General features: G+C 53.4%; 6 protein-coding genes and 1 pseudogene. All 7 read right to left on the bottom strand.

From position 1 onward, the window contains the following. Positions 1-788 (bottom strand): annotated as a pseudogene (locus tag OEL57_RS11085) (arginine decarboxylase); the annotation flags it as partial. Positions 789-897: 109 nt separating this feature from the next. After that, complete coding sequence (pnp, locus tag OEL57_RS11090; protein WP_300740600.1) at positions 898-3,009, bottom strand: polyribonucleotide nucleotidyltransferase; 2,112 nt, start codon at positions 3,007-3,009, stop codon at positions 898-900. 182 nt (positions 3,010-3,191) lie between these two features. Beyond that, positions 3,192-3,482, bottom strand: coding sequence for a 30S ribosomal protein S15 (gene rpsO / locus OEL57_RS11095; protein ID WP_235620086.1), 291 nt, complete (start codon positions 3,480-3,482; stop codon positions 3,192-3,194). An 84-nt stretch (positions 3,483-3,566) separates the two neighbouring features. Continuing rightward, a complete protein-coding gene (gene truB, locus OEL57_RS11100; protein ID WP_300740601.1) occupies positions 3,567-4,445 on the bottom strand; it encodes a tRNA pseudouridine(55) synthase TruB in 879 nt (292 codons plus the stop codon). Then, positions 4,439-5,404: a DHH family phosphoesterase gene (locus tag OEL57_RS11105; protein WP_300740602.1), complete on the bottom strand. Its 966-nt coding sequence runs from the start codon at positions 5,402-5,404 to the stop codon at positions 4,439-4,441. The genes truB and OEL57_RS11105 overlap by 7 nt, the downstream gene beginning before the upstream one ends. Then, positions 5,376-5,747 (bottom strand): ribosome-binding factor A, encoded by a 372-nt coding sequence (locus tag OEL57_RS11110; protein ID WP_300740603.1) that lies wholly within the window; start codon positions 5,745-5,747, stop codon positions 5,376-5,378. The genes OEL57_RS11105 and OEL57_RS11110 overlap by 29 nt, the downstream gene beginning before the upstream one ends. Positions 5,748-5,781: 34 nt before the next feature. Further along, the coding region (gene infB / locus OEL57_RS11115; protein WP_300740604.1) for a translation initiation factor IF-2 at positions 5,782-7,979 on the bottom strand (2,198 nt) is incomplete at its 5' end.

Genomic DNA, 7,979 nt, shown 5'->3' on the forward strand with positions numbered 1-7,979 from the left:
ATCATAGCGATCTTGATCTTGTCGATCTTGGTGACCTGACTGCCGATATGGGAGTGCAGCAGGTTGACACAATCCAGCAGATCGGCCTCTTGCAGCATCTTGATGGCAGCCATGATCTCAGACATCCGCAGACCAAACTTGGCATCTTCACCGCCCGAGGTGGCCCACTTGCCGGTCCCTTTGGAGGAAAGCTTGACCCGAATACCCAGAGTGGGCCTGATGCCGGTCTTTTTGACAAGTTCAATGATCTTTTCCAGCTCGAACAGCTTCTCAACCACGATGGTGATGTTGTAGCCGACCCGGGTGGCAAACAGCACGGTCTCGATATACTCGGCATCCTTGTAACCGTTGCAGATGATCGGCAGGCCATTGCCGGTTGAGATGGCAATACCGGCCACCAGTTCCGGCTTTGAACCGACTTCAAGACCGATATTGTAGCGCTTGCCGTAACTGGCAATCGCCTCAACCACCTGGCGCTGCTGGTTTACCTTGATCGGATAGAAGGTCTGGTATTTGGCAGGATAATCGTTTTCAGCAATGGCGTTACGAAAGACCCGGTTGATGGAGGCGATCCGCCCCTGCAGCACATCCATAAAACGGAGCAGGATCGGCGGCTTGATTTTACGTTTGATCAGGTCGTCAACCAGGGCGCGCAGATCAATGGCGTTCTTTGAATTTGATGAGGGGTGAACGCAGACGTTCCCTTTTTTGTTGATTGAAAACAGGTCTGCTCCCCAGTTATCCAGGTTATACACCTTGGCAGACTCATTGATTGACCAGCGCTCCATAGACAACCCTCCTCAATCTGGGACTTATGCAGGATTTGAGTGTGTACCGTCAACAAAAAAGGGGGCGGGACCGCAGCCCCGTCCCCTTTGTAACTCACCTGTAACAGGATTAGTCTTTTTCTTCCAGCGACTGGCCAAGAGCGGCCTTGCGCGAAAGCTTGATTTTGCCCTGTTTATCTACGCCGATACACTTGACCAGCACCTTGTCACCCTCATTGAGGATATCGGTAACGTTCTTAACGCGGGTCTCATCCAGTTCTGAGATATGTACCAGACCATCGGTACCGGGCAGAACTTCAACAAAGGCACCGAATTCCATAATCTTCTTCACGGTACCCATATAGAGCTTACCTTCTTCAACCTCGTCAGTCAGGCCACGGATCATCTCAATCGCTGCATCGCAGGCTGCCTTGTCGGAGCTGGCAATATTGATCTTGCCGCTGTTGTCAGAATCGATATCAATCATGACACCGGTGGCCTCGGTAATGCTGCGGATGGTCTTGCCGCCGGAACCGATCACGTCGCGGATACGGTCAGGCTTGATATAGATAGTAGTGATACGTGGTGCGAAGGAAGACATTTCCTCACGGGGAGCGGTAAGGCACTGAGCCATCTTGCCCAGGATATGCAGACGGCCTTCTTTGGCCTGCTTCAGGGCCTGCTGCATGATCTCTTTGCTGACGCCGCCGATCTTGATATCCATCTGCAGGGCAGTTACGCCGTCTGCTGAACCGGCCACCTTGAAGTCCATGTCGCCCAGGTGGTCTTCATCACCCAGGATATCAGTCAGGATGGCAACTTTATTACCTTCCTTGATCAGACCCATGGCAATACCAGCCACCGGAGCCTTAACCGGCACACCGGCATCCATCAGGGAGAGACAGCCGCCGCAAACCGTAGCCATGGAGGAGGAACCGTTGCTCTCCAGGGTCTCTGCCACGATCCGGATGGTGTAGGGGAAGTCATCATGGCTGGGCAGGATAGCGGAGATAGCCCGCTCTGCCAGCATGCCGTGACCGATCTCACGACGGCCCGGAGCCAGACGGAAGCTGGTTTCGCCAACCGAGAACGGAGGAAAGTTATAGTGCAGCATGAATTTTTTACGGAATTCACCGTAAAGGGAATCCATCCGTTGTTCATCCTGTGAGGTACCCAGCGTAGCCGCAGCCAACACCTGGGTTTCACCACGGGTAAACAGGGTGGAACCGTGTGCACGGGGCAGCAGGCCGGCCTCAATGGCAATCGGACGAACGGTCCTGGTGTCACGACCATCAATACGGATGCCGGTTTCCAGCACATCGTTACGCATACGATCGTATTCGATATCGCCGATAAAACCTTTGATCTCTTTACCACGGCCCTCAAACTCTTCTGCCAGGGCAGCAACCACCTCTTCCTTGATCAGTGCCACAGCAGCATAACGCTCCTGCTTGGCCTTGATCTTGAACGCTTGAGCAATACGGTCAAAGGCCAGTTCCTGTACTTTCGCCTTCAGTGCTTCATCAACAACCAGCGGTGCAACTTCACGCTTGGCAGTAGCAACCTGCTTGGCCAGCTCTTCCTGGGCAGCCAGGATTCCCTGCACAGCGTCCTTGGCAAAGAAGACCGCCTCAAGCAGATCTTCTTCAGAGACAAAGTCAGCCTCACCCTCAACCATGAAGATCGCATCCTTACCGGCTGCAACAACGATCTCAAGATCACTCAGCTTAAGCTGCTCTGCACTGGGGTTGGCGATCAGCTTGCCATCAACACGACCAACCTTGACACCGGCAATCGGACCTTCAAACGGAATGTCAGAGATCATCAGGGCTGCGGATGCGCCGATCATGGACAGAATAGCAGGATCATGGTCTTCTTCAGCAGAAATAACGGTTGCCATAACCTGGGTATCACACAGATAGGATTCAGGAAACAGGGGGCGGATCGGACGGTCAATCAGACGGCAGATCAGGGTCTCATCCTCAGAAGGACGGCCTTCGCGCTTGAAAAAGCTGCCGGGAATCTTGCCGCCGGCATAGGTCTTCTCGGTGTAGTTGACGGTCAGGGGGAAGAAATCCTGGCCCGGTTTTGCCTCTTTGGTACCAACTACGGTGACCAGCACCATGGTATCACCACTCTGAATCACCACCGCACCACTGGCCTGCTTGGCCATCTTGCCGGTGGAGATCTTTACATTCATGTTGCCCACTTGCGCTTCTACGCACTTTTCGTTAAACGTCATGTTTTTCTCCTCACATGAAATGTACGCTGGGGCCGTCGATAGAAACTCCCTGAAACCAGAGTTTTTCTATCCACGCCCCCAACACGGTTGACAAAAAAATAAAAGGGCCTTAACAGCCCTTTTGCGAAACAATAAAAGAGGCGGGCAGTTCCCTGGACTGTGCCGGGATACCTGCCCGCTTCCTACCTACGGATGCCGAGTTGCTCAATCACCTTCTTGTAGCGATCAAGATCACGGGACTTGAGATAGTCAAGCATGCGACGACGCTGGCCAACCAGCTTCAGCAGACCACGACGGCTGTGGTGATCCTTCTTGTGGATCTTGAAGTGATCAGTCAGATACACAATACGTGCGGTCAGGATTGCAATCTGGACCTCTGGGGATCCGGTATCGCCTTCATGCTTCTTAAAGTTGTTAATGATTTCCTGCTTTTTTTCTGTAGCCAGCACCTGTGGGCTCCTCCTGTACAGCATGGGGATATATGTGTCGAAACACTGTCAAACACTAAAAGGGATATATCTCTATCACACCTTACCTGAACCTGTAAAGCATTTCCATCAGTTGAAGACCCTTTTCAGGCTGATGGCCCTTTCAGGGGTCTGTTCTGCAACCGCAATTACCTGCTGATCATACATGAGACTGAACAGGCCGGAAGACATTTCAAGCAGCCTGTCCCGGGGCGGAATACCGTTTTTAAGCTTCTGCAGTTCAGCTTCAGTCAGGTCAATCTGCGCCAGATGGGAAAGTGCAGTCGGCAGATCTATCACATGCTGTTGCGCTGTACCTTCTTCAACATAGCCAGCCAACTGTTCCAGTGTCATGGCATCAGCCAGCCGGAACGGGCCGCTCATGGTGCGCCGCAATTCGGTCAGGCAGGCACCGCAGCCAAGCATTTTTCCCAGGTCATCGGCCAGGGTGCGCACATAGGTACCACGGGAACAGTGTACCCGAACCGTTGCAAGGGGCGATTCAAACCCAAGCAGGTCAAAACGGTGGATGGTGACCTGACGGGAGGTTCGCTCTACCTCAATCCCCTTGCGGGCCAGCTTGTACAACGGCTGCCCACCCTGCTTGATGGCTGAATACATGGGAGGAAGCTGACTGATCTCACCGGTCAGGGCAGCCATGGCGCTTAAAAGCTGTTCTTGCCCTACCCCCCTAGAATCACGTTCCTGTAAGACAGAACCGGTGATGTCGAGGGTATCGGTTACCAGACCGAGCCGAATGACCGCGTCATAGGCCTTTTCGCCTTCATCCAGAAACTGGATTGCCTTGGTGCCCTCACCTACGGCAATCGGCAGTACGCCGGTGGCAAAAGGATCCAGGGTGCCGGTATGGCCGACCTTTTTGGTGCCAAGGATGCGCCGCACCCGGTTAACAACATCGTGGGAGCTGATACCGGCAGGTTTATCAATGACCAGAAAACCGTCTACCACTGTGCTGCTTCAACCGCTCCATAGACGATCCGCTTGACCTCGTCCAGGCTTCCTTCAACCGTGCCTCCGGCAGCGTTATGGTGACCGCCACCTCCAAAAGCCTGGGCCAGCAAGGCCACATTAACGGTCCCCTTGGAACGGAAGCCGACCTTATACTTTTGCTCATCAAGCTGTCGGAAAAACACTGACACCTCAACTCCAGCCACCGAGCGGGGATAATTGACAAAACCATCGGTCAGTTCTGCGGTAGCACCTGTTGCAGCATACATATCCAGTGTCACGGTAATTGACGCCACCTGACCATTTTTCACAAATTCAAGAGTAGGCAGCGCCTGCGCCAGCAGTTCAATCCGCTTGCGGGGCTGACTTTCATACAGCTTCTCTGCCACATGCCAGGCATTCAAGCCGCCCTGCTGGACCAGTTCACCTGCAGCACAGAAGGCTTCCTGATTGGAATTCGAATAACGGAATGAACCGGTATCTGTCAGCACCGCCACATAGAGGCAAAGCGCTGTTGCATAGTCTGCAGTAAAGCCGTAGGCCTTGGCTACCCGCCAGACCAGCAGACCGGTTGCTGCTGCCTGCTCATCAATCAGGTTGAGGTTGCCAAAATTTTCGCAGGTCAGGTGATGGTCAAGGTTGATGGTCTGACCGATCCGGGCAAAGGCGCCAAATTGTTTACCTGCACGCCGGAACTCGCCAACATCCAGCACAAAGGCAAGGTCAAAATCCTGATCAGGAATATCGCTGCAGACCTGATCAGCACCGGGCAAAAAGCGGTACAGCTCAGGCACAGGATCAGCCAGATGCACCACCACCTGCTTGCCGATCGCCTTCAAAAACGCAGCAAGCCCCAATGACGAGCCAATGGCATCACCATCAGGGCCTTCATGGCTGGTAATCAGCACGGTCCGGCTCTGCCGGATAGCACTAATTACCTTCTGTATCGTTTCCGTCATTGTTTGTTCCCACTTCCCGCAGTAAACAATCAATCCGCTGACCATACTCCTGGGAATGGTCATATTTAAACAGAATATCAGGGGTATAACGCATCTTCAGCACCTTGCCCAATTCGTGACGAATAAAACGGGCAGCACTATTCAGACCAGCCTCTGTACTCTTTTTAGCAGCTTCATCGCCGATTACGGTAAAGAAGATCCGTGCCAGATGCAGGTCATCAGTCACCTCCACCTCGGTAATGGTGACAAATCCTATCCGGGGGTCGTTCAACCCCCGGGAGAGGATGGTGGAAATGGTGGTATGGATGGTCTCAGCGACCTTGTCGGAACGTTTGTGTTTCATCAATCGTTACTTTCTCAAAAAATGCAGACCTTTTCTATAGCTTGGCAGCTACCTTTTCCATCTCAAACGACTCTATGATATCGCCAACCTTGATGTCATTGTAGTTCTCCAGCCCCATACCGCACTCATAGCCGCTTGCAACTTCCTTGACGTCATCTTTGAAACGACGCAGGGTGCCCAGTTTTCCCTGATAGACCACGACGTTGTCACGCAGCAGACGAACCTGGGAGTTACGCAGGATCTTGCCATCCTGAATATAACAGCCGGCAACATTACCGATCTTAGGTACGGAGAAGATCTCACGGATCTCGGCACGGCCAAGATACTTCTCCTTGAATACCGGCTCAAGCAGACCTTCCATTGCCTTGCGGATATCATCAACCGCGTCATAAATCACGTTGTAGAGGCGGATATCCACCCCTTCCTTCTCAGCCATGGCCTGTGCCTTGACTTCAGGACGGATACTGAAACCAATGATAATTGCATTGGAGGCTGTAGCCAGGTTGACGTCTGTTTCGGTGATGGCACCAACGGCAGTATGGATAACATTCAGACGAACCGCTTCAGTAGAAAGCTTCCGCAGCGTTTCAGCCACAGCTTCAACCGAGCCCTGTACGTCAGCCTTGACAATGACGTTAAGATCCTTGACTTCGCCCTTCTGGATCTTCTCGTACAACTGCTCAAGAGACATCTTGGCATGCTTGGCCAGTTCCAGCTCACGCTGCTTTATCTGACGCAGGGTTGCGATCTCTTTGGCCTGCTTCTCATCCTTCATGGCCACAAAGATATCACCGGCATCCGGCACACCTGGCAGACCAACCACCTCAACCGGCATGGCAGGACCGGCTGTAAGCACCCGCTCACCACGGTCATTCTGCATAGCCCGTACACGACCGGAGTGAACACCAACCACACAATAATCACCGGTACGCAGTGTGCCTTCCTGCACCAGCACAGTGGCAACCGGGCCACGTCCCTTGTCCAGCTTGCCTTCAACAATGGTACCTTTGGCAGCCTTTTCCGGATTGGCCTTCAGATCCATCAGGTCGGCCTGCAGCAGAATCATCTCCAGCAGTTCTTCCAGGTTTAAGCGCTTCTTGGCGGACACTTCAACCATGGTCACATCACCACCCCATTCAGAGGAGACAATGCCATGCTCGGTCAGTTCCTGCTTGACCTTTTCCGGACGGGCATCCGGCTTATCGATCTTGTTGATGGCAACAATAATCGGTACGCCAGCAGCCTTGGAGTGGTTGATCGCCTCCCTGGTCTGGGGCATGACACCGTCGTCAGCGGCCACCACCAGGATAACAATATCAGTTACCTTGGCACCACGGGCACGCATGGCAGTAAACGCCTCATGACCAGGGGTATCCAGGAAGGTGATCTTGCGACCATGCAGCTCAACATCGTAGGCTCCAATATGCTGGGTAATACCACCAGCCTCACCTGAAATTACGTTGGCCTCGCGGATGGCATCCAGCAGCGAGGTCTTACCATGGTCAACGTGACCCATGATGGTTACCACTGGAGGACGTTCCTGCAGCAACTCAGGGGCATCCGGGGTAAATTCCAGGATCTCATCCAGGTCAACCGCCACGTTTTCCACTTCATAGCCATAATCGGAAGCAAGCAGCACTGCAGCATCATGGTCAAGCACATGGTTGATGGTAACCATTGAACCCATCTTCATCATGGCCTTGATCAGGTCAGTTGCCTTAATCCCCATCCGCTTGGCAAGTTCACCAATGGTGATGGTTTCTGATATCTTGATAATCCGCTTGATCGCCTTGGGGGTAGTCAGTTCTGTTCTACCCGGCTCCTCACGCTCTTTACCTTTTTTGCGGGATTTATGGAACGGATCAAACTGACGCTCTTCTCTCGAAAGCAAGGCCTGCTTGCTGAGTTGTTCACGTCCCTTACCCTTACCTGCTGCTGCAGTCTTTTTCGCTTTTTCTGCCGCAGTGTCCTTACCAGGTCCGCCGGGCTTCCGATTCGGGCCTGGGGCTTTACGGCGTTCATCTGACTGAAGCGGCATATCAACCTGCGTCAGCTGGACAGGACGAGCGCCACCCGGAGCACCGGCTGGACGGGGACCACGGTTATCCTGACTTCCTGCAGGTCTTGGACCACGGTTGTCCTGGGCACCTGCTGGACGGGGACCACGATCACCACCAGGGGCACCTGCTGGACGGGGACCGCGATTATCCGGGCCTCCTGCAGGTCTTGGAT

It is taken from the genome of Trichlorobacter sp., assembly GCF_030247655.1.
Classification (GTDB): Bacteria; Desulfobacterota; Desulfuromonadia; order Geobacterales; family Pseudopelobacteraceae; genus Trichlorobacter.

Excerpts from the sequence above, each read along its gene's own strand:
- pnp (WP_300740600.1), bottom strand. The coding sequence starts at position 3,009 with ATGACGTTTAACGAAAAGTGCGTAGAAGCGCAAGTGGGCAACATGAAT.
- rpsO (WP_235620086.1), bottom strand. The coding sequence starts at position 3,482 with ATGCTGTACAGGAGGAGCCCACAGGTGCTGGCTACAGAAAAAAAGCAG.
- OEL57_RS11105 (WP_300740602.1), bottom strand. The coding sequence starts at position 5,404 with ATGACGGAAACGATACAGAAGGTAATTAGTGCTATCCGGCAGAGCCGG.
- OEL57_RS11110 (WP_300740603.1), bottom strand. The coding sequence starts at position 5,747 with ATGAAACACAAACGTTCCGACAAGGTCGCTGAGACCATCCATACCACC.